Raw genomic sequence first — 26,122 nt, forward strand, 5'->3', positions numbered from 1 at the left:
ACCCCTCCGGTTCTCCCCGGGGTTATTTACTTTTCCCCGTGTATAAAGTAGAGGGAAATGTAAATAACCCCGGGGAGAACTTTTTAAGCGGCGGCTTACTCGCGCAGCTCACGTTTGCGATCCTTCACCGCAAAGTAAAGACCGCCCAGCACCAGCACAGAAATCGCAGCGAAGGACGCGGTGAGGGAACGCGCCATAGGCGTCATCGCCACATTGACCGCTGAGACGGCAGCCAGCACCATGAAAAGCGGCACTATCAGCACGAACAAAATCTTGCCGGGGCTAATAGCCGGTATTTGTTGCGAACTCGTGATGCTCTCTTTCTTCTTTTTTGCCTCTATTTCTTTCAGAAGACACCCAAGAATGCTTTACTGTGCAAGTAACTCGCTAAAAAACTTGACGGCAAATTTTCCAATGCACGAAAGGTACACAGATCTTTAGAGCCCCAATGACACGCTTCAGCCACACCAGTCCAGACGCCGCGCTCAAGACACTCATGCCCTACTGTCTTACCATTACGGCGATTACGCTCACCATGCACACGGCAATATTTTTCGCCTCCGATTTCACCCTCATCATTCTGGCAGGAGGCACAGGCCTTGTTGCTCTCCTCATGGGACTGTACGCACTTTTTTATGGCAAGGGGCTTGACCGCCTACGCTTCGGCGGGCTCATTGTTAACGCTTTCACCTACACCCTGTTAGTCTCTACCAACCTCACACATTTCGCAATCGCCGCTGGCTCAAGGGAAATTGAGATGCCTATAACTCCTTGCTCGCTGGGGTGGGTCAGCAGTAGGCATGGGAGCGTTCTGGGGTATCGGTTTACTCATTCACGTGTTCGCTGTCATCGGCGCACGTGGCTTTGAGGCATCAAGCGTGCTTGGCTCAGAAAAAATCTCGTGAGCGCGCTTGGCTCGGCAGAGCGTGAATGGGTAGAAGAACTCGCCGCCTCGTGGGCAGAAGTCTATAAAAAGTCAGTAACCACCCTGGTTTTGCTACGCATCGTCAAAACACACGGCCCCATTTCAGCAAGTGATATTCAGCTGAAATTCGAACAGCACACCGGTTGGACCATCACCGAACGCGGACCCTACCGCACCCTCAAACGCCTCTCGTCCTCAGATTTACTTGCCGTCACCCCTGCAAGCGTGCCCGGCACCGGCGCCAAACGCAAAGATTTCACGCTTACCCCAGCCGGGCAACTCTACCTAGAGCGGATTACAGAGCACCTGATCCAGAGGGAAAACCTCCCCTGACAAGGTTTTTGCAGGTGCATACCGGTAAAAACAGCAGACTTGCAGAATCTAAACTACTGATGGGCAGGAATTGCCCCCCATGCTCACAGCCCAAAGACCTAGCCCCACTTGTGTCGAGGGAACAGAGAGAGGCAGGCGCGCGTCCGCCACTCTCATTTATTCGCCCAAAGATCAGCGAGCGTCTAGTTCACCCTTTGCCCGAATACGTGCCTACGCACCCAGGCGTGCATTGCCACGGCGGCGGCAGATGCAGCATTCATGGAACGGGTCGAGCCGAACTGCTCAATGGAAAGCGTCGCCTGCGCAGCCTCGTGAATCTCCGGCGAAAGACCGGGGCCTTCCTGCCCAAAAACCAGGACGCATTTTTCGGGTAAGTCGTAGGTTTCAAGTTGCTGGGAATCCGGGAAAATATCAATACCAATCACAGCAATGCCCTCAGACTCAGCCCACGCTAAAAACTCCTCAATGGTGGGGTGGTGACGCACGTGCTGGTAGCGGTCAGTAACCATGGCACCGCGACGGTTCCAGCGGCGCTTACCAATAATGTGTACTTCTTTCGCCAAAAACGCGTTGGCGGTACGTACCACCGTGCCGATGTTGAGGTCGTGCTGCCAGTTCTCGATCGCCACGTGGAACTCGTGCCGCTTAGTATCAAGGTCAGCGATAATCGCGTCCATCTTCCAGTAGCGGTAGTGATCCACCACGTTGCGACGGTCACCCTCGCGCAAGAGTTCTTCATCCCAGTGGTCGCCTTCAGGCAACTCGCCTTCCCAGGGGCCAACACCAATCACGTGGTTGGCTTCAGCAGAGGTCGGCTCAACCTGCTCTACTTCAGAAGACTGCACCGGTGCATCGTTCTCTTTACTCATACCCTCACCCTTTACACATCAAAACGCCACCGATAAGTCTACCGGTGGCGCTTGAAAAAGAAACGAAACTTTTTAGCTCAGACCCAGGTCGTCCTTGGAGTAGGCGTAGAAACAGGGCACGCCCGCTATCTCTTCGATGTGCTCCTTAGCGCCGGTTGCGCGGTCAACGATGACGGCAACAGCAACAACCTCAGCACCAGCTTTTTTTAGAGCTTCGACAGCGGTCAAGGCTGAACCGCCGGTGGTGGAGGTATCTTCAACAGCAACCACGCGGCGTCCTTCGACAGAGGGGCCTTCAACCTGACGGCCCATGCCATAGGACTTCTGCGCCTTGCGCACTACAAAAGTGTCAATGGCGCGTCCAGCATCGCCCGCAGCGCGCATGATGGCGTGACCTACCGGGTCTGCGCCCATAGTCAAGCCGCCGGCAGCCTCAAATTCGATGGCGTTCTGATCGAGCAAATCAAGCATGACCTGCCCCACCAGACGCGATGCCTCATGGTGCAGGGTAATGCGGCGCAAATCAACGTAGTAGTCAGCTTCTTTACCCGAAGCCAGGGTCACCTTGCCACGAACAACAGCAAGTTCAGAAATTAGTTCGCGCAGACGCTCGCGTGCTTGGTCAATAGGGAGGGTGTTAGAAAAATTAGCCATAATGCCCAGTCTAGTGGGTGGTCGCAGCCTCACAGCGTCGAGAGTGCAGTTTAAGACCGGTTTCTCATGAAAGCCGGTCTTAACTGCACTCTCGGCGATGGCAAGGCGGACGCGCGCAGACAGCGCCCCCTCACTCTCGGCGCCAGGTACACCGAAAGCCCTTGCCGTACACGCAATAGGGTGTACGAAAATAAACTACACAGAGATCAATGCGGGCGTAGGGTTGAACCATGACTATTTTCGAAAAAGACCCCACCGAAACCACCGGTCAGAAGCTCACCCGCCTGGGGTTAGGAGCCGGGCTTACTTTCATGGGTGTCCTGCATTTTAAAAAGGATTCCGTGCCGTCTTTCGCCTCGATTGTTCCGCCTTGGGTGCCAGGTAGCCCCGAAACTGTCGTGTACGCATCAGGCGCTGCAGAACTTGCCCTCGGTCTGAGCTTACTCACCGCACCCAGGGCACGACGCGCGTCCGGCTTGGGCACAGCAGCCCTCTTTGCCGCGGTCTTCCCAGCAAATGTTTACCAGTGGCGAGAGAGTATCGACATTCCGGGGCTGATTGATACCGATGCTAAGCGAGCGCGGCGCCTACCCCTGCAGATCCCGATGATCGTGGGCGCCCTATACGTAGCTAAGAAATAGCTCTCCCTTCAAAAAATTACAAAATTTCAATTGTTCCATCAAAACATGCAGGAGGGGCGGATACCTGCAACATATGAAACCTATATAGGCTTACAAATCCAGAAATATTCACAAAAATTGAATTTATATTCATTTGTGATCTTCATTGCATTTATAGAGAGGGGGTAGAATCAAATTACGATTTATCAAAATCGTAAAAGGAACTACTTACGGAGGCCATAATGTCTCTATCGTTTGCAAAGAAATCACTAATCACACTCACCCTTGGAGTCAGCTTGCTCGGCGGGGTGGCGGCAGCCAATGCGGCCACCATTTCAGGAGGTGGTGGAACTTGGGATTACGGAACCACCTACCTAACAATGAAGACTTGGCCAAAATACCACCATCCTTCTCGCGCACATGGAAGTACCGCATGTAACGCAAAGCTCATGCAGTGTAAGCCCGACTGTTCTTGGGGGTGTTTGGTCAGATGCATCCATCCGAGCAACTTGGGGTGGAAACACTGCATACTGGCGTTAAAGAGTTGATGTCTATTACCTACTGCTAATTGTTGTAGCCCCAGTAGCTATTGGGGCTACAACAATAATTTATTAAAGGCGTTCTCGTCATGAATAATATAAAAAGAGCTTCTACCTTAGTTTGGGTTATTTCTTGCCTATTGAGCACCGTACTAACAGGAGCAATCTTTTTGTTTCTAGTAGACCAAGACCGTTGGGGACCAGAAGATTTCAGCTCAGGTTTTACAGTTTCTGAGATTTCGCCAAACATTGAAACTGAGCACTTTATAAAAACGCTACAGGATGTAGCTAATTACAATGGCTTGAATGTTTATAAATTAACACCATCATCTAATAATGATGTTAGAAGTACTGATTACTACCTTTTCGAGGGGAATCCGAGTGAGACTTTAGGTGACCTCAATTCACAATTTTTTCCCACCTTTACTGGAGTATACTCTGCTGCTTTGTATGACACCTCTGCGCTCAAACGAGCACAGTTGACAGGCACTTATCTGGTGCAGGGCACCTCAGCAGAAACCCGCAGTATTACGAGTTCTTTACAAGAGGCGGGGGGCGAGACACGAGAGGTTTCTGCGCGCCCTGGATACTTACTGTGGGTATTCTTCGTGATTGGAAGTGGCTGGGGTGTAGCTATCGCTATCTTGGTTTTAGCGTTGTTGCTTGCCCTCTGTCAGTTGCAAAGCATCCGCCTCTCAGTGGTTGCTATAAGAGTTTCCACAGGTGAGTCAAAAACACGAGTGCAATTATTTGAGTTGCTAATACTTGCTGTTCCCGTATTTGCACCCTTCATAGCATCAAAAATATTTATTTTGAGCTATAGCCTATTAGTATCTGCTGGTTACCGTCTACTCAGCATTGGCGCTATTGCGTTCCAACAGTTCATAGTTCTCGCGGTGTTATTACTTATTAGTCGTGTTGCAGTGATTTTGTTTGAGACTCAACAGTCTCTGAGAGAGCTCATCAAAGGAAAACGCCCAGAAACAATCCTTAGTTTTCTCTCTGCTTTACTCGTAGTCGTAGCCGCCTTGAGGGCTTCTGCCACAGCTTCTTACACCTTAAAACAGATTCAGAACTACAAGGCGGAACGCCAGTCAGATGAGGTACGTCTGAACCAGCCTAACCTTGTTCAGCCTGACTGGGTTATGCTCTGCAGGGTAGCCAAGCAGACAGTGTCAAAAAGTCTATGGGCAATGTGTTCACAGAGCTTCAAAGAACTGGGGACAGCTTTCTAGCTGAGCCAAATGTTCTTTTTGACACCGAACAAAGCGACAGCGTGCTTACTCATAATATGGCCGTCAGCCCTAATTATCTTTCTGCCTTTACAGAGATTGATAGACAGACGGTGGAAGAAATATCAGATATGGCATCTGCCGATTCCACCGTAGTGGCACTTATTCCCTCAGAGCATGCCTCAGCAGAAGATCAAATACGGTCAAGCGTTCAATCATGGGTATCTTTTCAGAACAACCCGGAGGAGCCTGAGAATAGCGATATTTCAGTAAAAGTTGCATCGGATATTAATACGGGAATCATACCGCTACTCTACTTCAGCACTGACACTCAAATGTACATAAAGAACCCCATCCTCGTGGTGGTCGATTCCACTAATAATGTTTTACCTCCAAGCAGTGTTAGGACTTTAAAAACGGTCTATCGCGCCCCAGCTTATCAAGCAGCAGTATCAGAGAATAATCTTGACTTAGCGGTTATTGGATTTGAGAGTCTTTCGCAATACACCTAATTAGCCCAAACAGACCGAAAAGCTGCTCTTGCCGTTGTCGTTATCGGTACATCTGTAGCTTCAGGCGCATTGATTATCGGTGCTATTTTATTAGTGTATATCTATGTAAGCCGTAATAGAGCAGTAATCTTTTTGCAAACTATGTCGGGAGCTAATTTTACTGAGATACACGGGGTTTCCTGAATAAAATACTTTTACTTATTGCCCTACCAGTAGCAGTTTCAGTCGCTATGTCTGCGCTGGAGCCTCTCCCCGCCGTTCTGATCGCATTGGGCGTGTTGTGTGTTTTCTTCCTAGTAGTCACTACAACCTTACGTAGATATAACTACACCATTTCGCGCTTCGCCCTTGAAATTTCATGAGCTTAGGAAGGAAAATATGACTATAAGCAACTCTTTATCAGTCGTAGAACTCGGTTTCAGTTACCCCGCTATAGCTTTATGGGAAAACATCAGTTTTGAAGCACCCTCCGGTTCCTTTATCGCCTTACGTGGGCACAGCGGTTCTGGAAAAACTACTTTATTACAGTGTTTGGGAGGGCTCGAAAAACCAACAGCTGGTGACATTAAATTCGACAATATAAACCCCGCTCATCTAAAGGGAAAGTCGCGACGAGATTTTCTGCGTACCAAAGTTAGTTTTGCTTTCCAGAACTCTGGTCTAGTTGCTTCATGGACTGTACGGCAAAATCTAGATATTGCTGGTTACAAAGTCGCGGAGCACAAAGCGGAAGCCCAGGAAGCGTTTGAGCGGTTCAACTTAGATTACGATTATCTTGATAGACCTGTTTTTCAGCTAAGTGGTGGTGAACAGCAAAGGGTCGGTCTCATACGTTTGGCTCTACGTCATACCCCCTTAGTTCTCTTGGACGAACCAACAGCCGCTTTGGATGACGATAATGCGGGGCGCGTCGTGGATTTCGTCAACCAACACTGCGCCAAGGGAGGCATAGCAGTGATTGCCACTCACGATGCGCGTCTGGTGGAACACGCAGATGTAAGCATTATTTTGAATTAACACCCAAGTGGGAGAACTCCGCCCGCTACCCCAGCCCGCCCACGCTCGGCGGCAGGGCTGCGCGCAGCTTGGTCAGCATCTCTTCGTATTCGGCGTCGGGGTCTGAGTCCGCAACGATTGCACCCCCAGCGCTCAGGCTGACTTCACCGGAGGCAGAGACCACCAGGGTGCGAATAACAATCGAAAGGTTCGCCGCCCCAGAAGCAGAGAAAAACCCCAGCGCCCCAGAATAAATCCCGCGAGCGCGTCCCTCAAGCCGGTCGATAATGTCCATGGTCGAAGGCTTGGGCGCACCAGTCATCGACCCACCGGGAAAACAGGCTTGCACCGCCCCCACCGAACTCACATCTGCCCGCAGACGAGAGCGCACGGTCGAGACTAACTGGTGTACGGTTGAATAAGATTCCACGCCCATAAGTACCGGCACCTGCACCGTTTCGGGGTAGCTGACCCTCGAAAGATCGTTGCGCAGCAAGTCCACAATCATGAGGTTTTCAGCGCGGGTTTTGGCGTCGGTGGTGAGCCAGTGGGCGCGGGCGGCGTCCTCCACCGAATCAGTTGCACGAGCGATGGTTCCTTTGATGGGTTTAGTTTCAGAGACCCTATCGGTGCTGATACTCAAAAAACGCTCAGGCGATGAACTCAAAATGAAGAAGTCTTTGCAGTGCATAAAGGCAGCGTAGGGGGCTGCGTTGTGGTCGCGTTGCGCCAGGTAGGTGGCAAGCGCATTCTCTTTGCTCACTGGCGCGGATGCGCGTGCCCGAGTTTGCGCGGTCAGGCAAACTTCGTAGCTATTGCCTTCAAAGATTTCGCGCTGGCATTCTTGCACGGCTGCGGTGTAGCGAGCGCGGGTGGGCGGGGTGAAGGTGAGGCCGGTCAGGAGGCTTGCTGCCGAGTCACGGTTTTCGGTACTTGCCAGGTGCGACTCCATCTCGTCACACCACTGTTCATCACCAATCAGCCAGTTTTCTTCGGTGGCATGCACATGGATGATATATCGTATGGCAGGAATCCAGAGGGCATCAGGGGTGGACGCGCGGTGGCGAACAGAAGACGCCGGTTCAGTCAGGGCACGGTATTCGTACCCGAAGTACCCCACGTAACCGCCCAAAAGTGCTTCGGTCAGTGCTGATGGGACGTCGTGAGGTTGGGGTGCGTTGGCAAGAGCCGCTTCTAGGTCAGTGGCAAAAGAATCGGCGGTGCGCGCGTCCGTGCAGATGAGAGGTTCGGTGCCCTGCGGTACGACCCCCAGGTAAGAAAAACGTGACATGGGTGATTCTTCTCGGGCAGAGTCTAACCAGAAAGAATAATCAGAGTTAGCAGAGATAGTCCGGTAGATCTCAGCTACAGAAAGACTCGTAATAAGGGGGCGAACGGTCAGCGGTTCGGGGCAGGTGTGGGGCGCAGTAGTCACCCAAGAATTCTAGCGGTAGAGAGGCAAGCGGGTATAAAAATCCCCGCTGCTCCAACAACTGAAAACCAGATGAAAGAGCAACGGGGTAAGGCTTTCAAGCCTAGAAAATTTTTAGCGCACCTGCGGGGTTTCGCCGTTTTCTGAGACCATAGGCAGTTCGGCGTCCTGCCATGCACCCATACCGCCGATAACGTTAATGGCGTCGAAACCGTACTGGTTGAGGTAGGCGGCGGCGCGCAGGGAGCGTCCACCGGCGCGGCAGATGACGTACACGTCTTCGTCCAGCGGCACTTCTCCGTAGCGTTCGGGCACTTCACCCAGGGGAATGTGCTGGGCGTTTTCAATGTGACCTTCTTGCCATTCGTAGTCCTCGCGCACGTCCAGAATCTTTGCGCCTTCAGGAATCTGGTCTACGGTGACCTGGGGAATATCATCATTCACGGTTTTCACCTTTCGCAAGAAAAAATCTTTGTCTTACCTTTCAGCTTAGAACCAGCGACCGGGTGCTACAAGATTGGCAGAATTTTTCAGCCTACAGCCAAGTGCTCGGGAAAACTCCCGCGTAACTATTCGCGAAAATCCTTAACCGAGCCGATTACTGGAGTGTTGCGGGTTACTCTTGAAGTATGTCTAATCGTGCCGGCACTGTTGCCATCCCTGAAGATCTTGTTGATATCGACGCGCTGATCAGCGCCTACTATGACCTCATCCCTGATCTGAGTGATCCCGCCCAGCGTGTAGCGTTTGGTACGTCGGGTCACCGCGGTAGCTCTTTCAAGAGCTCCTTTAATGACGCGCATATTGCCGCTATTTCGCAGGCGATCGCTGAGTACCGTAAGGGGCAGGGTATTACAGGCCCACTCTTTATGGGTAAGGATACCCACGCGCTGTCAGGCCCCGCGCAAGATACCGCCTTGGAGGTGCTGGCAGCTAACGGTGTGACCGTGCTACTTGATGCTGATGGTGGCTTTGTACCCACCCCTGCGCTGTCTCGCGCAATTATTGTACACAACGCTGACCCGGCAAACACCGCACAGGCCGACGGCATTGTGATTACCCCCAGCCACAACCCGCCCGCTGACGGCGGTTTCAAGTACAACCCCCCTCACGGTGGCCCGGCTAACTCCGATGCAACCGGCTGGATCGCTAACCGCGCCAACGAGCTTCTTGAAGGCGGCAACAAGGACGTCACCCGCCTCTCCCTAGAGAACGCGAAGGCTGCTGAGACCACCGGCACCTACGACTACCTGGGTGCTTATGTTGATGAGCTGGGTGACGTCATTGATATGGACGCCATCGCAGCCTCAGGTCTGAAAATTGGCGCTGACCCCATGGGTAGCGCATCCGTTGCCTACTGGCAGCGCATCGCGCAGCAGTACAAGCTCAATATGACCGTGGTGAACCCGCAGGTTGATCCGCAGTGGGCATTTATGACCCTGGACTGGGACGAAAAAATCCGCATGGATTGCTCCTCACCCAGCGCTATGGCGTCCTTGATTGAGAACAAAGAAAAGTACGATATCGCTACCGGTAATGACGCCGACTCAGACCGTCACGGCATCGTCACCCCCGACGCCGGACTAATGAATCCCAACCACTACCTGGCTGTTGCTATCGACTATCTCTACCGCAACCGCACCGGCTGGGCGGCAGATGCTGGCATTGGCAAGACCCTGGTTTCTTCTTCGATTATTGACCGCGTTGCCGAGTCGCTGGGACGCACGCTCGTTGAGGTTCCCGTGGGCTTCAAGTACTTCGTCGATGGCTTGAGCACCGGAGCCATCGGTTTCGGCGGTGAAGAGTCAGCGGGCGCGTCCTTCCTCATGCGTAACGGCAAGGTCTGGACAACCGATAAGGACGGCATCATTCTGGCTCTGCTGGCGGCAGAAATTACCGCTGTTACCGGCAAGACCCCCTCACAGCGCTACGCTGAACTCACTCGTTCCTTCGGCGAGCCCGCTTACGCGCGGGTGGACGCCGCCGCCACCCGCGAGCAGAAAGCAAAGCTCGGTGCGCTCTCCCCCGCTGATGTGACCGCGTCTGAACTTGCCGGTGAAGCAATCACCGCAAAGCTGACCGAGGCACCGGGCAACGGCGCGTCCATCGGCGGTCTCAAGGTAACCACCGAGAACGCCTGGTTTGCGGCGCGTCCATCAGGTACTGAGGACGTCTACAAGATTTATGCCGAATCCTTCAAAGGCGCTGACCATCTGGCGCAGGTGCAGGCTGAAGCGAAGAAACTGGTAGATAGCGTCATCGCTTAAATCTCTCTAACCTCTCGCGGTTCGCTCTCCTCAGAGCGCAGAGTTAACAGGTTTTCGTCTGGAACATGGGTAACTTTGCGCTCTGAGTGCTTAACAAAGCTCCGTTTTTCTTAGCATTGGGGTTATTTGAATCACACATACATGTTTTATTCGCAGCCATGCCCTGAGCCTCACCCTTTTGACGCAGGTTTTTAGAAAAACCGTGTACCTTGCCGTTTAACACCCTGTAACCAAATGTCACCCACCTACCCAAAGAAGAGTAGACTCAACCACGAAAAATAAACTACTCGTCCTGAGTTTTACAGCGTTTTCAGGACGCGTCACCATTTTGTGGGAGATACACATGGCATCACTCTCTGAAGGTGTGCAGGCAACCCCGCCTAACACACCCCAGACGACGCAGAGCACGGGGTTCTTCGGTCACCCCCGTAGCCTGGCTAACCTTTTCTCGGTAGAGCTGTGGGAACGTTTCTCGTTCTACGGCATGCAAGTCATCATGCTCTACTACCTCTACTGGGAGGCAGAGCGCGGCGGTCTAGCACTGCTCAGCGAAACCTCAGCAGCGGGCGTTATGGGTGCCTACGGCGGCATGGTTTACCTCATGGCTGTGGTCGGCGGTATCTTGGGCGACCGCGTCCTCGGCCCCGAACGCACTCTCTTCTACTCAGCAATCGCCATCATGGCAGGTCACATTGCACTTGCCATTCTGCCCGGCGCTGCTGGCGTTATCGCCGGTCTGGTGCTGGTAGCTATTGGCTCAGGCGGTCTGAAAACCAACGCATCCGTACTCGTCGGTTCGCTCTACGACAAGACCGACCCCCGCCGAGACGGTGGCTTCACCATCTTCTACATCGGCGTGAACATCGGTGCGCTCTTTGGCCCCATGCTCACAGGTATTCTGCGTGAAAACTACGGCTTCCACATCGCTTTCGGTATGGCAGCTGTAGGTATGGCAGTCGGTCTGATTCAGTACGCACTAACCCGCAAAAACCTGCCCGCCAGCGTCCACCAGCTCTCACAGCCGCTCAACGCACGAGAGAAGAAGGTCTACGGCATCGGTACTGTTGTCATACTGGCGGTCATTCTGCTCTTGGTCTTCACCGGCATCATCAACCCGCTGAACCTAGCGACCTGGGTCATGAGCATCATTGCTATCTGCGCAGCGATTCTCTTCTACACCCTGCTCACCTCTAAACTCACCACCGCTGAAGAACACTCCCGCGTGGTCTCTTTCATTCCCATGTTCATCGGTAACGTGGCTTTCTGGGCGCTCTTTCAGCAGCAGTTCACCGTATTGGCGATCTACTCAGAATCACGCATTAACTGGAACATCTTCGGTCTGCAGCTGACCCCCGAGTTCATGAACTCCATCAACCCGGTCTTCATCATCATCTTCGGTGCTATCTTCACCGCAATGTGGACGAAGATGGGCGACAAGCAACCTGCGACGCCGGTTAAGTTCGCCATCGCGCTGATTCTTATTGGCATTGCTTTCTTGATTTTCTTGACCCAGGCGGGCAACACCAACGTGAACTTTATGTGGATTGTGCTGATTCTATTCATTTGCACCATGGGTGAGCTTTCTATCTCACCGGTGGGTACCTCACTGGCGACCAAGCTGGCACCCGAGAATCACCGTGTAGCAATGGTGGCACTTTACTTCACCTCTGTTGCACTGGGTACCGTCCTTGCCGGTTGGTTGGCTCGTTTCTACTCCCTCGAAACTGAAGTACCTTACTTCACCACCTTGGGCATCATCACTATCGCTATTGGTCTTGCCCTGTGGGCAATGAACAAGTGGATTGTGAAGAGGATGGCAGGAATCCGCTAACACCCCAGCGCTCCACCGCAAGAGGACACTGGTGCGTCATTTTTGGTCTAAAAATGACGCACCAGTGTCCTCTCGACGTTAGGGGGTTTTACTCCTCTGCCTCCACGCGGGCGCGAAGATCATCCCGCAGCAGGTCTTCCTTGTGGAAGTGCTTGTTGCGGTAGCCTGAGCGCGCCATCATGTGCGTTGAAATGGGGATAGTCAGCAGCTGCAACATGAAAATTACAATGAGCAGCGGCAACAGTTTCAAATCTCGAGCGTACAGCCCGATACCCACCACCATCATGAGCAAACCAAACACCTGCGGCTTAGAACCAGAATGCAAACGGGTCAGCAAATCGGGGAACCTCACCAGACCGGCAGCAGCTGCCAGCGACATCAGCGAGCCAGTAATCAGGCAGAGCGAAACAAGAATATCAATCAGCATTTAAGCGTCCTCCCGTGTACCCGTAGCCAGGTCATCGCTGAGTTCTTCGGCTGAGTAGGTATCAAGTTCAGAACTCACCGGCGCATTCGATGCGAAGCGAGCCACCGTCACCGAACCAATAAAACCAATGGTTGAAACAACCGCCAGCATGGGCAACAGATCGTACCTTTTGTCGTAGACCATGTTGATGCACACGGTCGCACCAATAATGGTAAGAATGACGTCTGACGCCACTACGCGGTCAAGCAGGGTCGGCCCTTTCCACAAGCGGTAGAGAGCGCCCACGGTGGCAAAGGTTAGAATAATGCCGCAGATCCAGACAACTATAGTCATATTCATGAGCGGGGACCTTTCTGTGCGACCTTCATGCTCTGAGGAGTTTTTTCGCGTTCACCAACGATTGCGTTCTCGCGGGTAAAGCTGGCAACGATTTCTATTGCCTGAGTGTCATCGCTGGGTTCCTCATGCAAAAGCGCCCGATACTCGTCACTGTGACCTGCCGCTTTGAGGATTCTCGCCTCAACATCGCGTGCCATCAGGCAGTAGTCAATGGCTTCTTGAGGGGTGGAGATATCAATGACGTGGAAGTAAAGAATAGAGTTCGCTCGATCCACTTCTACCACCAGAGATCCAGGAATCAGTGAGAGCGTATGGGAGGTTGCAGTAATAAACAGGTCAGATTTAGTACGCAGCTGCACGCCCACTACCGCGCTATTGACGGGTTTGCCGAAGGAGAGAGCAAGAAAGAGTAGCTTGAAACTTGCCAGCGCCACCTGCCAGAGAAAGAACACCATAAACTGAAAGGCGTACCAGGGGTTAAATCTGTCTGAGAGGTAGAGGCTGGGCATGGGAAAAAGCACGGTCACGAGGACGGCGAGCACCAGACCGAAAGCTACGTTAGATACTGAGAAATCCTGCCAGAGGGCGCACCAGACCAGCAGAATCCACAGCAGGGGCGGTAGCCCGTGCAAGAAAAAATCTTTGATGCGTTTCATTGTGCTCCTCCTGCGTGATCTGCCAGGTACTCTTCGATGGTCGGCGCTGTCTGACCGAAGACCGCCTGTACATAGCGGTCAGGTTCAAAGAGGTTATCCGAGGCGAAGTCTGCAAGTTCAAAGAGGGGGGGTGCCAAGAAAGTTATGGCAACGCTAACCGAAATCAACCCGAGAGTTGAATAGAACATTGAGGTGGGAATGGGCTTGTGCTTGTAGCGTGAGGGATTATCTGATTCCTCGGCGCTCAGTAGCTCAACCATGGGGTCTTCGGCTTGGGCGACCGGACGCCAAAATGCCTTGTTCCAGATACGCATGAGGGCAATCAGGGTCAGCAGAGAAACTAACACGCCGACCCCTGCCATGGCGTATGCCTGCCAGGTGCCCGCGTCTGCACTTGCCTGCAGCAAACCGATCTTGCCGATAAAGCCTGAGAAGGGAGGAATACCGCCCAGGTTCAGGGCTGGAACCATGTAGAGAACACCCAAGACCGGTGAGATAGCGAGCATGCCACCCAGGCGGTCGGTGTTGGTGCTGCCGGTGCGACGTTCGATGAGACCAACCACCATAAACAGTGCCGTCTGGATGACGATGTGGTGGGCGATGTAGAAGACCACTGTGGTTAGTGCCAGCTCGCTGCTCAGGGCAATACCCCAGATCATGTAGCCGATATGGCTGATGAGAGTGAAGGAGAGCAGACGTTTGATGTCTTTCTGCGCCAAAGCACCCAGAATACCCACGAAGAGGGTCAAAATCGCCACGATAGCAAGCAGAGTGTTGAGATGTCCGCCGGGGAACAGCAGGGTCTCGGTACGAATAATCGAGTACACGCCCACCTTGGTCAGCAAGCCCGCGAAAACCGCGGTCACCGGTGCCGGTGCCGTCGGGTAGGAGTCTGGCAGCCAGAGCGAAAGCGGAAAGACTGCCGCTTTAATGCCGAAAGCAATCAGCAGCATGAGGTGCAGCTGCATACGGGTGCCTTCGGGCAGGGTACCCAGTTTCAGTGCAAGATCCGCCATGTTCACGGTACCCACCGAAGCGTAGATGAATCCGATGGCGATTAAGAACAGCATGGACGAAATCACTGACACCACCACGTAGGTAACGCCCGCGCGAATGCGCTCGGTTGAAGCATTCATGGTGGTCAGTACGTAGGAGGCAAAGAGCAGAATCTCAAAGCCCACGTAGAGGTTGAAGAGGTCACCCGCCAAGAAGGCATTAGACACACCGGCAATCAGCAGCAGGTAGGTGGGGTAGTAGACCGAAATCGGCACTTCGTCGTCTTCATCAGCCAGGTTCTGACCGGTGGCGAAGACCAAGACTGCAAGCGAGATTGTCGATGAGACTACCAGCATCAAGGCTGAGAGCTGGTCCACCACCATCACGATGCCGAAGGGAGCCTCCCAACCACCCAAATGAACCGCCTGGGGTTCTTTGTTCCACACCGCCAGCAGCAGGGTGATTTCAAGACCCAACGCCACCAAAATAGCGCCGAATGAAATCAGTGCCTGGGCACGCGGATACTTAAGCAGAATAAAAGTCAGTGCCGCCGCAAAGAAAAGCAGAGCAACAGAGAGCGGAGCAAGAGCAAAGATATTCATTGGTTAGCTCTCCTTCGGGATAGTAGCGGAAGCATCGGGCGAGATTCGGTCAGAGAGGTCAGGAGCACCGGGGGCAGTCAAGGCGACTTCTTCATCATCGTCTACACCCGCCGCACTTGAACCTGCCTTTGAGCGTCGCAGGTTCTCTTCTTCTTGCTGCTGCAAGCGGGTTTGCTCGTCGGCGTCGAATTCTGACTCTTCAACGTCTGCGAGCGCGTCCTCTTCAGCATCAAAGCGGTCGGCTGATGCCACGCGGATATCTTCATCATCGTCCTGAATCTCATCAGCGCGGGAGAGCACCCAGCCACGGTAGATCATGCCGAGGATGAAGGCAACCATGGCGAAGCCGATGACGATTGCGGTGAGTACCAGTGCCTGCGGTAGCGGGTCTGAGTACTCACTGGGGTCTATGTCTTTTTCGTAGAAGACGGGTAGACCTGCCGGGCCTGCTGCGTGGAAGATGAGCAGGTTAGTGGCATTGGAGATGAGCATGAGCCCTAGCAGCACTCGGGTGAGTGAGCGGGCGAGTACCAGGTAGACGCCTACGGCGTAGAAGACGCCCATGACGAGGATGAGGCTGAGGTCGATGATCATTTGCGGCCTCCTGTAGTTGCGTCGGATCTCTCTTCGACTTGTTCGCTGACGTTGACGGTGTTATCGGCGATGGCGTCGTCAATGCCTTCACCGAGGCTGCGGAGGATATCGAGGACGAGGCCGATGACTAGTAGGTAGACGCCGATGTCGAAGATGACGGCGCTGGCGAAGTGGACGTCGCCGAAGACCGGCAGCCAGAAGTCCCAGACGTAGGAGGTGAAGACGGGGTCTCCTGCAAAGAGGGGCGCTACGGCGTAGAGGGTTGCAATTGCAAGGCCGGTGCCGAGGAAGGTACCGGCTGAGAAGGGTACGGAGCTGCTGAGTTCAGCGCCGCCGCCTGCCAGGTAGCGAATGGTGAATGCCAGACCTGCGAGTAGCCCGCCGGCGAAGCCACCGCCGGGCAGGTTGTGCCCTGCGACCAGCATATAGAGCGAGATTATCAGCAGGGTGTGAAAGAGCAGTCGGGTCATCACTTCAAGCAGTAGCGAACGCGCCTCGGGGGGCAGTGTGCGTCCTGCGATCAAGAAGGGGTCTCGGCTGCTGCCTTCAACCTGCCCGAAGATGTTTGACATCTTGCGCTGCTGGCTGACTTTGCCCTTGTTGAAGGACGCTTCGATGGTGCGCATCTTGGCGGTGCTGGGGTTGGCGCCCAGGGTGTCGTTGCGTCCGCCGATAAAGATGAGGGACGCGACGCCCGTTGCTGCCAGTGCTAGCACGGAGATTTCGCCGAAGGTGTCCCAGGCTCGCATGTCGACGAGGGTGACGTTGACGGTGTTGTAACCGTAACCGTATTCGTAGGCAAGGTGGGGCATTTCTACCGAGATGGGGGTCAGTTCACGCGAGGAGAAGGTGAACATAGCGAGTGCCATCATGAGCACCGCGAAGCCGATGGCGATGACCATGCGGGTTGCTTTGGTCATGCGGTGTTTGCGGTTGGCGACAATATCGCGGGGCATGTTGCGCGGGAGAACGCGCAGGGCGAGTACGAAGGCGATGAGTGAGAGGGTTTCAACCAGCAGCTGAGTAAGGGCAAGGTCGGGTGCTGAACGTAGGGCGAAGAGCAGAACCATACCGTAGCCGGTGACCGAGACCATCAGAATCGCGAGGAATCGTTTGCGCACTGCAGCAGCAACGATGGCTGCAACAATCATGGTGGTAGCAACAATCCACTGCACCGGCGATTCGCTGGCGCGGACGTTGGCAAGCGGCGGGGTGGTTTCTACGAAGAGCGCGATGGTGGGCAGGGTCACTGCGGTGACTAGGATAACCGAGAGGTAGAAACTCAGTGAACCACGCTGGGTTTTACCGGTGACCCACACCGCCAGCACGTCGAGCGCGTCCATGATGTCGCGGTGAATAATGTAGGCACCGCGCATAGCCGGGAGCGCTTTCTGAAAGCGTTCAACTGGGCTGCGGAAGATGTAGAGAATGATGCCTGTGACTAGGATACCCACGGAGGTCATCAGAGCCGGGGTGATACCGTGCCACAGGGCAAGGTGCAGCTCGTACTCCCCCACCGTTTTCATGTGCGCTGAGATTAGCTGGTGAACGGGTTCGGGGTACAGACCGTAGATGATAGTCAGAACAGTCAATACCGCTGGAGCCACCAAAAAGCCGTTGGTGACCGCGTGAAAGCGGGTGTCAGGGCTGGGCTGGTTGCGTCCGTGCTTGACCTTGGCGAGATCAACATCTTCGCAGTATTTGATTTCGTCGGTGACAATGTAGCCCTGGGTTTTGACGGCAAAAGCGCCCCAGACAAAACGTGCCGAATAGGCGAAAGTGAGTGCTGAGCCCAGCACTACACCGGCAACAGCCAACAGCCCGTGCGGTGTATGTACGCCGTGCAGGGCGGTTTCAAGCACAGCTTCTTTTGCTACAAACCCGGCAAGCGGGGGCACACCCGCCATGGACGCGGCAGCAATCAGAGCCGCGATAAAGAGTTTGGGGGCACGGCGGTAGAGACCGGAGAGCTTACGGATATCTCGGGTACCAGTCTGGTGGTCAATAATGCCTACCGAGAGAAAGAGGGTTGCTTTGAAGAGCGAATGCGCCAGCATCATGGCAATAGCCGCGTAGATCGCATCCGGTGTGCCAATTGAAATCACGAGCGCCAAGAAACCCAGCTGAGAAACGGTACCGTAGGCAAGAACAAGTTTGAGATCGTACTGTTTGAGGGCAACGTAGCCACCAAAAAGCATGGTTGCAACGCCCAAGAAGAGCAGGGTGTAATGCCACACCTGAACCTCGCCGAAAGCAGGTGCCAGACGCAGCAGAAGATAGATACCGGCTTTCACCATCGCCGCAGCGTGCAGGTAGGCGCTGACGGGGGTCGGTGCAGCCATTGCACCGGGCAGCCAGTAGTGCATGGGCAGCAGAGCAGATTTAGAAATAGCGCCCAAAAGAATTAAGAACAGCGCCCACGATAAGACTGTAGATGAAATTGAACCCTCACCAGCAAGCACCTGACCGGCGAACTCAGCGCCATTTTGCGTCCACTCGCGCATACTGTAAGTACCCATTGCCTGACCTACTATCACCAAGCCGATGAACATGGCGAGACCACCGAAGGTGGTAATAGTCAGTGCCTGCAAGGCAGAACGACGCGCAGACAGACGCTCACAAGAATAGCCAATGAGCAGATAGGAAAGAATGGTGGTGATTTCCCAGAAAACGAACATCACAATGACGTCGTCCGCAGTAATCAAACCGAACATCGCGCCCGCAAAACCGAAGAGGTAAGCGGCAAAAGTTCCTACCGAGCCTTTGGAGTGCTCAAAGTAAGAGGCGCAATAGAAGAGCACCAAAGAACCCACTCCAAGCACCAGCAAGCTCATGATGTATGAGAGCACATCGAGGCGGAAGGTCAGTTCAAGGTTCAGCTGTGGAACCCACTGCAGCTGCTGTACTAAAGCGTCGCCGCCAAGAATGCGCTGAGTATGCATCAGCACGTACACCAGCGCTAGGGCAGGAATAGCCGCTAAGACATAGAAGGTCTTGATGCCGAGCTTTTTGTACAGTGCAGAGGCAACCACAGAACACAAGAAGAAAGCAAAAAGAATGAAGGTCACAAGAAGGCCTTACGTGTTTGTGTTTGGGCGTAGTTACCTCTAGTTTAGTCGATAATCTCTGCTTACTGTTATGGGCGGTTCCACAAAAATTGGCGGTCATCGTGGGAATATACGCGCCTGGCTATGTTCAGAAGAGCACCGCGACCTCAAGGCAGTGCGAGAGTTTTCCCCGCTACCGACTATCAACCGGTTACCGGTAGAGGTAGTAAACTTGAGGGCGTTTGAGTCTTCTTACTCGCAAGGATTTTTCTCGTGTCTCGTTCTCCTTTTTCTTGGCAGCTTCACAGCGACGGTAAAACCGTTGCCCCCGGTGCTGTTGTTGCCCCTCATGAGCGCCTAGCGTGGGGTCGCACTATCGGTATTGGCGCCCAACACGTGGTGGCAATGTTTGGTGCTACCTTCTTGGTGCCGCTCCTGACCGGTTTTCCCCCGGCAACTACCCTCTTCTTCTCAGGTTTAGGCACAATTTTGTTCTTGCTGATTACAGCAGGACGAGTGCCCTCCTACCTGGGTTCCTCATTCGCCTTTATCGCGCCCCTGGCTGCGGCAACCAACCAGCACGGTCCCGCCGGTGCCTTGGGCGGCATCGTCATGGCTGGCGTTTCGCTCTTTATCGTGGGTCTAATTATTCAGTTCGCGGGTACCGGTTGGCTCACCAAGCTCATGCCGCCGCTGGTCACCGGCGCTATCGTAGCGCTGATTGGCTTCAACCTCGCTCCCAGCGCGAAGAAGAACTTTATGGAAGCACCCGTTACCGCTTTCATCACCCTGGTTTCTATCGTGCTGATTTCAGTACTCTTTAAGGGCATGATTGGGCGTCTTTCAATTCTGCTGGGCGTCGTCATCGGCTACATCACCGCTGTACTGCGCGGCGAAGTCAATTTTTCAGCCATCCGCCAGACTTGGGAAACCGAGGGCTTGATTGGTCTGCCGCATTTTCAGACCCCTGAATTCCACTGGAACCTCGCCGGTCTCTTCATTCCCGTAATTCTAGTTTTGGTTGCTGAAAACATCGGTCACGTTAAATCAGTGGCACTGATGACTAACCAAAACCTCGACGCTTACTCAGGACGCGCGATCATGGCTGACGGTCTTGCCACCACTGTTGCCGGTTTCGGCGGCGGTTCGGGTACTACCACCTACGCTGAAAATATTGGCGTTATGGCAGCAACCAAGGTCTACTCCACCGCCGCCTACTGGGTAGCTGCTATCTTCGCGTTGCTACTCTCCATCTTCCCGGTCTTCGGCGCCGCCGTTGCATCCGTTCCCGCCGGCGTCCTGGGTGGTGCGGCAACCGTTCTCTACGGCATGATCGGCATGCTCGGTGTACGCATCTGGGTACAGAATCGTGTAGATTTCTCCAACCAAGTCAATCTGAGCACCGCGTCCATTGCCATGATTATCGGCATCGCCGACTACACCTGGGATTTCGGTGGTCTACAGTTTGCCGGTATCGCTCTGGGCACCACGGCAACCCTGATCGTCTACCACGTGATGGCAGCTATCAATAAGGCAACCGGGGCAGCAGGTACCCACCCGCTCACCCCTGACGCCACAGACCCCTCAGACCCGGCAGCTAGCGCCCACTAGGCTATAGCGCGCCCACCGAGCAAACAAAAACTGAGTGTATAAGTGCCCCTTCCGGTATTCGAAAGGGGCACTTATGCACTCAGGATGTGAAGTTATCTACCCAGCTCTTTGAGAACCCGGCTAAGAATATCGGTGCGGTTTGTAATGATTCCATCGACACCCAGCTCGATGAGTTCGCGCATACGTTCTGCCTCATCAATGGTCCAAATATGCACCTGGTAACCAGCAGTTTGAGCTGTTTCGAGCAGACGCGGGGTCAGCACCTGCCAGGTTTTGCCCAGCCAATTATGGGTTAGGGGAATCTGCACCGCGTCGATGGGCGCCACCCAGTTATTAGTTTTAGCACTGATGACACTCCACATCTTGGGGTGAATCAGCGATGAAAGGTAGAGAAAAGTCATCGACAGTTCCGAAGCGCCCAGAGTTACCTGATCTTGTAGCCCATAAAAAGCCAGGCTTCGGTAGGCAGCTTTTCGGGTGCGTTCGGTAAAAGAGGTGATGCGCACGCGCGGTAGTTTCTTCACCTGCGAGAGAACGCGCGGCACCGTAATAGCAGAGGCGGCATCTTTCATGTCGATATTGAAGGACGCCTCGGGGAACGCTTCGAGCGCCTCGGCAAGCGAGGGGATGCGGTGCCCGCCCTCAAGCTCTAGCTCTTTGATCTCTTTCCAAGGGGTGTTGCGTACCAGACCAAAGTGACCGGTAAGCCTGTTCAAGAAGGGGTCGTGAAAAACAATAGGCACCCCGTCTACAGTGGTATTTACGTCAATTTCTAGCCACTGGGTACCGGCGTCCAGGGCATCTTTGAAAGACGCGAGAGTATTTTCTGGCGCGTTGAGACTAAAACCGCGGTGGGCGAAGCGCTCAATAGTCTGACGCTGCTCAGCTGAAGTGGAGGGTGCAACCATAACTACAAATTTTATACTACAACTTAATGGTTACTGCGAGGAGCACCACCGCTCACCCCCACAGATAAGGTGAAAGAAGGCGGTTATCAACTACCGGTTCTCGTCCAAGAGCTGCTCAATCACCTGAGCTACACCGTCCTCGTCAAAAGGCGGGCAGGTGCGTCCCACCGCCGCTTGAACAGCGGGCGCACCTGATTCTAGGGCGTAGCCGTGCCCAGCCCACAACAGCATCTCCGTATCGTTAGGCATATCGCCGAAAGCTGCGACTTCGCTGGCATCAATACCGCGAGCTGCGGCGAAATCCTCCAGTACGCACCCTTTGTTCAGCCCCAGCTGAGCCATCTCAATCAGGGGACTACCCGGTACTGCGTGGGTTACAGACACATACTGCCCCACTAAAGACCGCACTTTTTCTAGAAGCTCAGCCGGGTCAGCCTCATCAAGACGCACCAGGTATTTGATGATTTCGCTCTTTGGGGTGATGGCATCTTCCAGGGCACCGTACTCACATCTAATACCGTCGAAAGGTCCACCGGGCACCACCTGAAAATCACCGTCAATGTAGGCGGCATCAATAGTCTCAGCAGTAAAGTGTGCCCCCGGTAACGCTTCTTTCAATAATGAGTGTACCTGCAACATCTGCTCGCCGGTAAGGGTACGGGTTTCTATAATTTCTTGACGCCCCAGGTGATAGGTCACCGCCCCATTGGAGCAGATAGCATAAGAATCGTAACCACCCATTTGCTCCACGATGGCAGATAACCAGCGGTAGGGACGCCCGGTGACCAGCACCAGATGAACCCCGGCGGTACGAGCAGCCGCCAGCGCATCCAAGGTGCGCGGTCTAAAGGCAAAATCGTGTCCGATAAGGGTTCCGTCGATATCGCTGGCTATCAGTTTGATCATGGGTGATTTTTAGTGTTCCTCGTGGGTGATGGTGAGGAAAGCACGCGCGATGCCGTGGGAGAAGAGGTTAAAGTTTACGACGGCGGGGCTGGTCTCTGCATCGATGTCGAGTTCTTCAACGTCTACAGCGGTCACGCAGAAAATGTAGCGGTGGGCACCGTGACCGGCAGGAGGAGCCGCGCCCAAGAAAGCGTCTGTACCACCGTCATTGCGGTGACGCAACGTACCTTCGGGCATATTTTCGGCTGCGCCGGTAGCCAGTTCAGTAATGCTTGCGGGGATGTTTGAGGCGCACCAGTGCCAGAAACCGCTGGGGGTGGGTGCGTCCGGGTCAAAACAGGTCACCACAAACGATTTGGTTTCAGCAGGAAAACCGCTCCACGAAAGCTGCGGCGAAATATCTTTGCCGCCCTCGATGCCGAAGATGCCCGAAAGCTGGGCAGGCTGAGCCTTCTCGCCTTCAGCGATGTCAGTGGAGGTCAGCGTAAATTCAGGCAGGTCAGGCAGATCGGCGTAGGGTTCACGGTTCAACATGGATGTAGCTCCTTTGAGTTACGGGATTAGCAATTAGATTTCAGTGTAGTAGATGGCGCGAAACGAGTAACTAGTTGCCCAAGACCTGCATCAGTTCAGAGCGGGTGGGCGGGTTAGCGCCTGCACGTGAGACGGTAATTCCAGCGGCAGTAGCTGAGAAGGTCAGGATCTCGGTGAGGTCTTCGGCGGTCAGCGCGTCGAGCTTGGTGCTGGCTTCTGCCCCCTCAATTCCCCGGTCGAGTAGGTTAGCGATGAGCGCTGCCATGAGAGAATCGCCCGCACCTACGGTGTCTGCAACCTCAACCCGGTGAGCGGGAACAGCAACACCGACGTCACGGGTTTGGCTGTTAACAGCCCAAGGCCCCATCTCGCCACGGGTAACCACCACAAGGTTCACTCCGGCTTCTAACCAGGCAACGGCGCTCTCTTCGAGGGTGCGGTGCGGGTAGAGCCACAGAATATCTTCATCACTTGCCTTGATAACATCGGCGTGAGCAACTACTCGATCAACCCAGGCGCGGGCAACCGATGAATCAGGAATAATCGTCGGGCGGCAGTTGGGGTCATAGGTAATTAGTGCGTGATTATCGGCAGCTTTGATGGTTTCTACGACGGTTGAAGCGCCGGGCTCAAGCATTGCCCCGATAGAGCCAACGTGGATGGCGGACGCGGCACGGGCGACCTCGGCAAGAGCGTCGGCTGCGGCGTCCAGCGACCAGTCGATGTCGAACTCGTAGTCAGCGGCACCGGTCTCGCTGATGTTTGCTTGGGCTGTTGAGGTTTTCTTCTGGTCGGCACCCACCGGCAGAATGACGCCGGAGTCTTTGAGGTGTTTGTCAATCTTCTCGCCGTTATCATCGGCGCCGTAACGACCAATGAACTGAGCATGGTGACCCAAGCGACTGACCCCCACGGCAACGTTCATGGGACTACCACCGGGGTGGGCGTGCTCCGGCTCTCCGGGGCGCTTAACAATATCTACGAGGGCTTCACCAATCACAGTCAACATGAACTCATTTTATCAGCGACTGTGAAGTGGATCCTACAGTTAGGTAAGACGCATCTTCTTTACCCCACTTATGTCTATAGACGGTGGGTAACGCCTAGCTTCGGGGTAGTTTTTTGTAGCATTTAAATTATGGAAAAAATTCTGTCTGTGCCCTTAGATGACTCCCTCGTTGAACGGCTGGAGAACATTAGCGTGCGCGCAGGCGTAGCCGTCTCTGAACTTGTCAGTGACGCGATCGCGCGTCACCTTGCTGATCTCGAAAACTATTACCTCAGCATCCACGAATTGCGTTCGGTGCGTCTCGATCACCCGCAGAACCCACTCGCGGCACCTGAGGTGCGTGAGTACCTCGACCTCATTGGTGAGCGTCCGGCATAACTCTTTGCTTCACCTGTTTTTCTAAAACACCTGCCGTTTTAATGATTTCTGTTGTAAGCAACCGATAAGCTAGAAGTAGCGCTCGTTTCAACGACGATTCGGTCGCCTAATCGTTGAATGATGCGAGTTGGATCCGCTCATCACACCGCACCCTAGTGTGCTCTACCGGTTCTGCAATGAGGCAGAACCGAGGAAGTAGGTCTGAGACCAGTGACTATTTCTCCCGCACAAGCCCGTGACCAGTGGGTAGCACGCGAAGCAGAAGCAGAGGCAATGATTCCTCTGATTGGTAAGCTCAACCGCGAAAACCATGTGGTTGTGAGCATCTACGGACGAAGCCTGATTAATAAGTCTGTTATTCAGATTCTCAAGGCTCACCGTTTTGCCCGCCAGATTGACACTGTGGAGCTGAACCCCAGTGATTCCCTGAAAGTTCTCAACTCTCTGCAGGGCCTGAATTTGGGGGTGTGTTCTATTGATATTGCTGCGCTGTGGCACGCTTTTGAAAAGTCTGACTCCGCTGATCTTGAGGCGTGGTTGCGCGAAGAGTTGGCTGAAGTGATTGACGGCAAGGGCAAGAATGAGCAGGCTCCGCAGGACGTAGTGCTCTACGGTTTTGGACGCATCGGTCGTCTGCTGGCACGTATTCTACTTGAACGTTCTTCAGGGTCTGAGCTGAATTTGCGCGCTGTGGTGGTACGTAAGAATTCAGACGTTGATTTGTTCAAGCGCGCCTCTTTGCTGCGCCGTGACTCAGTGCATGGGGCGTTCAAGGGCACTATTCGCGTTGATGAAGAGAACAACATTATTATTGCCAACGGCACCCCGATTCAGTTCATTTACGCTTCTGATCCTGCTGATATTGACTACACTGCCTACGGTATTAATGACGCGATTATTGTTGATAACACCGGTCGTTGGCGTGATGCAGAGAGCCTGGGTCAGCACCTAAAGTCTAAGGGCGTCAAGCGTGCGCTGCTCACCGCACCCGGTAAGGGCATGAAGAACATCGTCTGCGGCGTCAACGATGACACCATCGAAGATTCTGACCTCGTTGTTTCGGCAGCCTCGTGTACCACCAACGCTATTACCCCGGTGTTAAAGGTTCTTGACGATGCCTACACCGTTGAGCACGGTCACGTTGAGACCGTTCACTCATTCACGAACGATCAGAACCTGATTGATAACTTCCACAAGGGTGACCGCCGCGGACGCTCGGCTGCACTGAATATGGTGATTACCGAAACCGGTGCGGCTAAAGCTGTCTCGAAGGCACTGCCGCAGCTGGAGGGTAAGCTCACCGGCAACGCTATTCGCGTGCCCACCCCCGATGTGTCAATGGCGATTCTGAACCTGCAGCTTGAGAAGCTCCCCGCGGATAAGGACGAGCTGAACACCTTGCTGCGTGAGGCGTCCTTGACCTCTAAGCTGCGTCGCCAGATTGACTACACCGATTCTAACGAGGTTGTTTCCACCGACTTTGTGGGTTCGCGTGCCGCCGGTGTTGTCGATGGGCTAGCAACTATTGTGACTCCCAAGAATGTATTGCTGTACGTCTGGTACGACAACGAGTTCGGTTACTCCTGCCAGGTAATTCGCGTGCTTGAGTCAATGGCAGGACGCACCACCCCCACCTTCCCGCGCGCCGAGAGCTAGAAGCGTCAGCGGGGCGGCAGCACCACCCGCGACGCTAACGCTCTCGGAGTGAAAGGGGCTACCTTATCTTTCTACCTCCCGGCGAGATGCCGGTATGAGAGTAGTGGAGAGGGTAGCCCCTTTTTAATTACTTTCAGCATTCACCCCGTCCGCTAAAAACCCCGACCCTCTCTTGAATACAGGATTCAGGAAAGAACCGGGGTTTTTAGGTGCCGTTTTGGGGCTAACTCACACGGTACTTAGCAGTGA

The 26,122-nt window shown here is 54.0% G+C and carries 26 protein-coding genes; 11 read left to right on the forward strand and 15 right to left on the reverse strand.

Annotated features, from left to right (window positions below):
* Positions 1-95: 95 nt before the first annotated feature.
* A complete protein-coding gene (locus JTP09_RS06425) occupies positions 96-263 on the reverse strand; it encodes a hypothetical protein (RefSeq protein WP_204877630.1) in 168 nt (55 codons plus the stop codon).
* A gap of 638 nt (positions 264-901) precedes the next feature.
* On the opposite strand from JTP09_RS06425, the gene JTP09_RS06430 reads away from it, so the two are divergent.
* Positions 902-1,258 carry a helix-turn-helix transcriptional regulator gene (locus JTP09_RS06430; protein WP_204877631.1) on the forward strand — a complete coding sequence of 119 codons (357 nt, stop codon included), beginning with the start codon at positions 902-904 and terminating at the stop codon, positions 1,256-1,258.
* 182 nt (positions 1,259-1,440) lie between these two features.
* On the opposite strand, the gene JTP09_RS06435 is transcribed toward JTP09_RS06430, so the two are convergent.
* Positions 1,441-2,127 carry a TrmH family RNA methyltransferase gene (locus JTP09_RS06435; RefSeq protein WP_204877632.1) on the reverse strand — a complete coding sequence of 229 codons (687 nt, stop codon included), beginning with the start codon at positions 2,125-2,127 and terminating at the stop codon, positions 1,441-1,443.
* Positions 2,128-2,199: 72 nt separating this feature from the next.
* Positions 2,200-2,781 carry an orotate phosphoribosyltransferase gene (pyrE, locus tag JTP09_RS06440; RefSeq protein ID WP_204877633.1) on the reverse strand — a complete coding sequence of 194 codons (582 nt, stop codon included), beginning with the start codon at positions 2,779-2,781 and terminating at the stop codon, positions 2,200-2,202.
* A 230-nt stretch (positions 2,782-3,011) separates the two neighbouring features.
* Here pyrE and JTP09_RS06445 point away from each other — a divergent pair, with 230 nt between their 5' ends.
* The 5 genes from JTP09_RS06445 to JTP09_RS06465 all read left to right on the forward strand — a co-directional run bounded on the left by JTP09_RS06445 (position 3,012) and on the right by JTP09_RS06465 (position 6,701).
* Positions 3,012-3,422: a hypothetical protein gene (locus JTP09_RS06445; protein WP_204877634.1), complete on the forward strand. Its 411-nt coding sequence runs from the start codon at positions 3,012-3,014 to the stop codon at positions 3,420-3,422.
* A 221-nt stretch (positions 3,423-3,643) separates the two neighbouring features.
* Complete coding sequence (locus JTP09_RS10345; protein WP_204877635.1) at positions 3,644-3,949, forward strand: lactococcin 972 family bacteriocin; 306 nt, start codon at positions 3,644-3,646, stop codon at positions 3,947-3,949.
* A gap of 80 nt (positions 3,950-4,029) precedes the next feature.
* Positions 4,030-5,175: a hypothetical protein gene (locus JTP09_RS06455; protein ID WP_204877636.1), complete on the forward strand. Its 1,146-nt coding sequence runs from the start codon at positions 4,030-4,032 to the stop codon at positions 5,173-5,175.
* 41 nt (positions 5,176-5,216) lie between these two features.
* The gene (locus tag JTP09_RS06460) at positions 5,217-5,684 is read left to right on the forward strand and encodes a hypothetical protein (RefSeq protein WP_204877637.1); all 468 of its coding nucleotides are present in this window, start codon (positions 5,217-5,219) and stop codon (positions 5,682-5,684) included.
* Positions 5,685-6,062: 378 nt separating this feature from the next.
* Positions 6,063-6,701 carry an ABC transporter ATP-binding protein gene (locus JTP09_RS06465; RefSeq protein WP_204877638.1) on the forward strand — a complete coding sequence of 213 codons (639 nt, stop codon included), beginning with the start codon at positions 6,063-6,065 and terminating at the stop codon, positions 6,699-6,701.
* Between the two features lie 25 nt (positions 6,702-6,726).
* Here JTP09_RS06465 and pabB read toward each other — a convergent pair whose 3' ends face one another.
* The gene (pabB, locus tag JTP09_RS06470; protein ID WP_204877639.1) at positions 6,727-8,115 is read right to left on the reverse strand and encodes an aminodeoxychorismate synthase component I; all 1,389 of its coding nucleotides are present in this window, start codon (positions 8,113-8,115) and stop codon (positions 6,727-6,729) included.
* A gap of 111 nt (positions 8,116-8,226) precedes the next feature.
* On the reverse strand, positions 8,227-8,565 hold the full coding sequence (locus JTP09_RS06475) for a rhodanese-like domain-containing protein (RefSeq protein WP_204877824.1): 339 nt from the start codon (positions 8,563-8,565) through the stop codon (positions 8,227-8,229).
* 176 nt (positions 8,566-8,741) lie between these two features.
* On the opposite strand from JTP09_RS06475, the gene pgm reads away from it, so the two are divergent.
* On the forward strand, positions 8,742-10,379 hold the full coding sequence (gene pgm, locus JTP09_RS06480) for a phosphoglucomutase (alpha-D-glucose-1,6-bisphosphate-dependent) (protein WP_204877640.1): 1,638 nt from the start codon (positions 8,742-8,744) through the stop codon (positions 10,377-10,379).
* Between the two features lie 343 nt (positions 10,380-10,722).
* The gene (locus JTP09_RS06485) at positions 10,723-12,210 is read left to right on the forward strand and encodes a peptide MFS transporter (RefSeq protein ID WP_204877641.1); all 1,488 of its coding nucleotides are present in this window, start codon (positions 10,723-10,725) and stop codon (positions 12,208-12,210) included.
* 88 nt (positions 12,211-12,298) lie between these two features.
* Here the strand turns inward: JTP09_RS06485 and mnhG are convergent, their stop codons facing one another.
* From mnhG to JTP09_RS06515, 6 genes are read right to left on the reverse strand one after another with little or no spacing between them, the layout of a single operon-like run.
* Positions 12,299-12,637 (reverse strand): monovalent cation/H(+) antiporter subunit G, encoded by a 339-nt coding sequence (gene mnhG / locus JTP09_RS06490; protein WP_204877642.1) that lies wholly within the window; start codon positions 12,635-12,637, stop codon positions 12,299-12,301.
* Positions 12,638-12,976: a monovalent cation/H+ antiporter complex subunit F gene (locus tag JTP09_RS06495; protein WP_370592523.1), complete on the reverse strand. Its 339-nt coding sequence runs from the start codon at positions 12,974-12,976 to the stop codon at positions 12,638-12,640. It lies immediately after the preceding gene.
* Positions 12,973-13,632: a Na+/H+ antiporter subunit E gene (locus tag JTP09_RS06500; protein ID WP_204877643.1), complete on the reverse strand. Its 660-nt coding sequence runs from the start codon at positions 13,630-13,632 to the stop codon at positions 12,973-12,975. The genes JTP09_RS06495 and JTP09_RS06500 overlap by 4 nt, the downstream gene beginning before the upstream one ends.
* Positions 13,629-15,230, reverse strand: a complete 1,602-nt coding sequence (locus tag JTP09_RS06505; RefSeq protein WP_204877644.1) for a Na+/H+ antiporter subunit D — start codon at positions 15,228-15,230, stop codon at positions 13,629-13,631. Before JTP09_RS06505 ends, JTP09_RS06500 begins: the two co-directional genes overlap by 4 nt.
* A 3-nt stretch (positions 15,231-15,233) precedes the next feature.
* Positions 15,234-15,824: a Na(+)/H(+) antiporter subunit C gene (locus tag JTP09_RS06510; RefSeq protein WP_204877645.1), complete on the reverse strand. Its 591-nt coding sequence runs from the start codon at positions 15,822-15,824 to the stop codon at positions 15,234-15,236.
* Positions 15,821-18,892, reverse strand: a complete 3,072-nt coding sequence (locus JTP09_RS06515; protein WP_204877646.1) for a Na+/H+ antiporter subunit A — start codon at positions 18,890-18,892, stop codon at positions 15,821-15,823. Before JTP09_RS06515 ends, JTP09_RS06510 begins: the two co-directional genes overlap by 4 nt.
* Positions 18,893-19,144: 252 nt before the next feature.
* Here JTP09_RS06515 and JTP09_RS06520 point away from each other — a divergent pair, with 252 nt between their 5' ends.
* Positions 19,145-20,482 carry a solute carrier family 23 protein gene (locus JTP09_RS06520; protein WP_204877647.1) on the forward strand — a complete coding sequence of 446 codons (1,338 nt, stop codon included), beginning with the start codon at positions 19,145-19,147 and terminating at the stop codon, positions 20,480-20,482.
* A gap of 92 nt (positions 20,483-20,574) precedes the next feature.
* Here JTP09_RS06520 and JTP09_RS06525 read toward each other — a convergent pair whose 3' ends face one another.
* From JTP09_RS06525 to JTP09_RS06540, 4 genes are all read right to left on the reverse strand, one after another.
* Entirely contained in the window at positions 20,575-21,390 is an 816-nt protein-coding gene (locus JTP09_RS06525; protein ID WP_204877648.1) for a glycerophosphodiester phosphodiesterase family protein, read from the reverse strand.
* Positions 21,391-21,480: 90 nt separating this feature from the next.
* A complete protein-coding gene (locus JTP09_RS06530) occupies positions 21,481-22,296 on the reverse strand; it encodes an HAD family hydrolase (protein ID WP_204877649.1) in 816 nt (271 codons plus the stop codon).
* Positions 22,297-22,305: 9 nt separating this feature from the next.
* Complete coding sequence (locus JTP09_RS06535; protein WP_204877650.1) at positions 22,306-22,830, reverse strand: YbhB/YbcL family Raf kinase inhibitor-like protein; 525 nt, start codon at positions 22,828-22,830, stop codon at positions 22,306-22,308.
* Between the two features lie 70 nt (positions 22,831-22,900).
* On the reverse strand, positions 22,901-23,839 hold the full coding sequence (locus JTP09_RS06540) for a carbohydrate kinase (protein ID WP_204877651.1): 939 nt from the start codon (positions 23,837-23,839) through the stop codon (positions 22,901-22,903).
* Between the two features lie 129 nt (positions 23,840-23,968).
* Here JTP09_RS06540 and JTP09_RS06545 point away from each other — a divergent pair, with 129 nt between their 5' ends.
* Together JTP09_RS06545 and JTP09_RS06550 are read left to right on the forward strand one after the other, a co-directional pair.
* Entirely contained in the window at positions 23,969-24,217 is a 249-nt protein-coding gene (locus tag JTP09_RS06545; protein ID WP_204877652.1) for a hypothetical protein, read from the forward strand.
* Between the two features lie 210 nt (positions 24,218-24,427).
* Positions 24,428-25,873, forward strand: coding sequence for a glyceraldehyde-3-phosphate dehydrogenase (locus JTP09_RS06550; RefSeq protein WP_204877653.1), 1,446 nt, complete (start codon positions 24,428-24,430; stop codon positions 25,871-25,873).
* Positions 25,874-26,122: the final 249 nt, after the last annotated feature.

The sequence above is a fragment of the Rothia sp. ZJ1223 genome, assembly GCF_016900985.1.
Taxonomy (GTDB): domain Bacteria; phylum Actinomycetota; class Actinomycetes; order Actinomycetales; family Micrococcaceae; genus Rothia.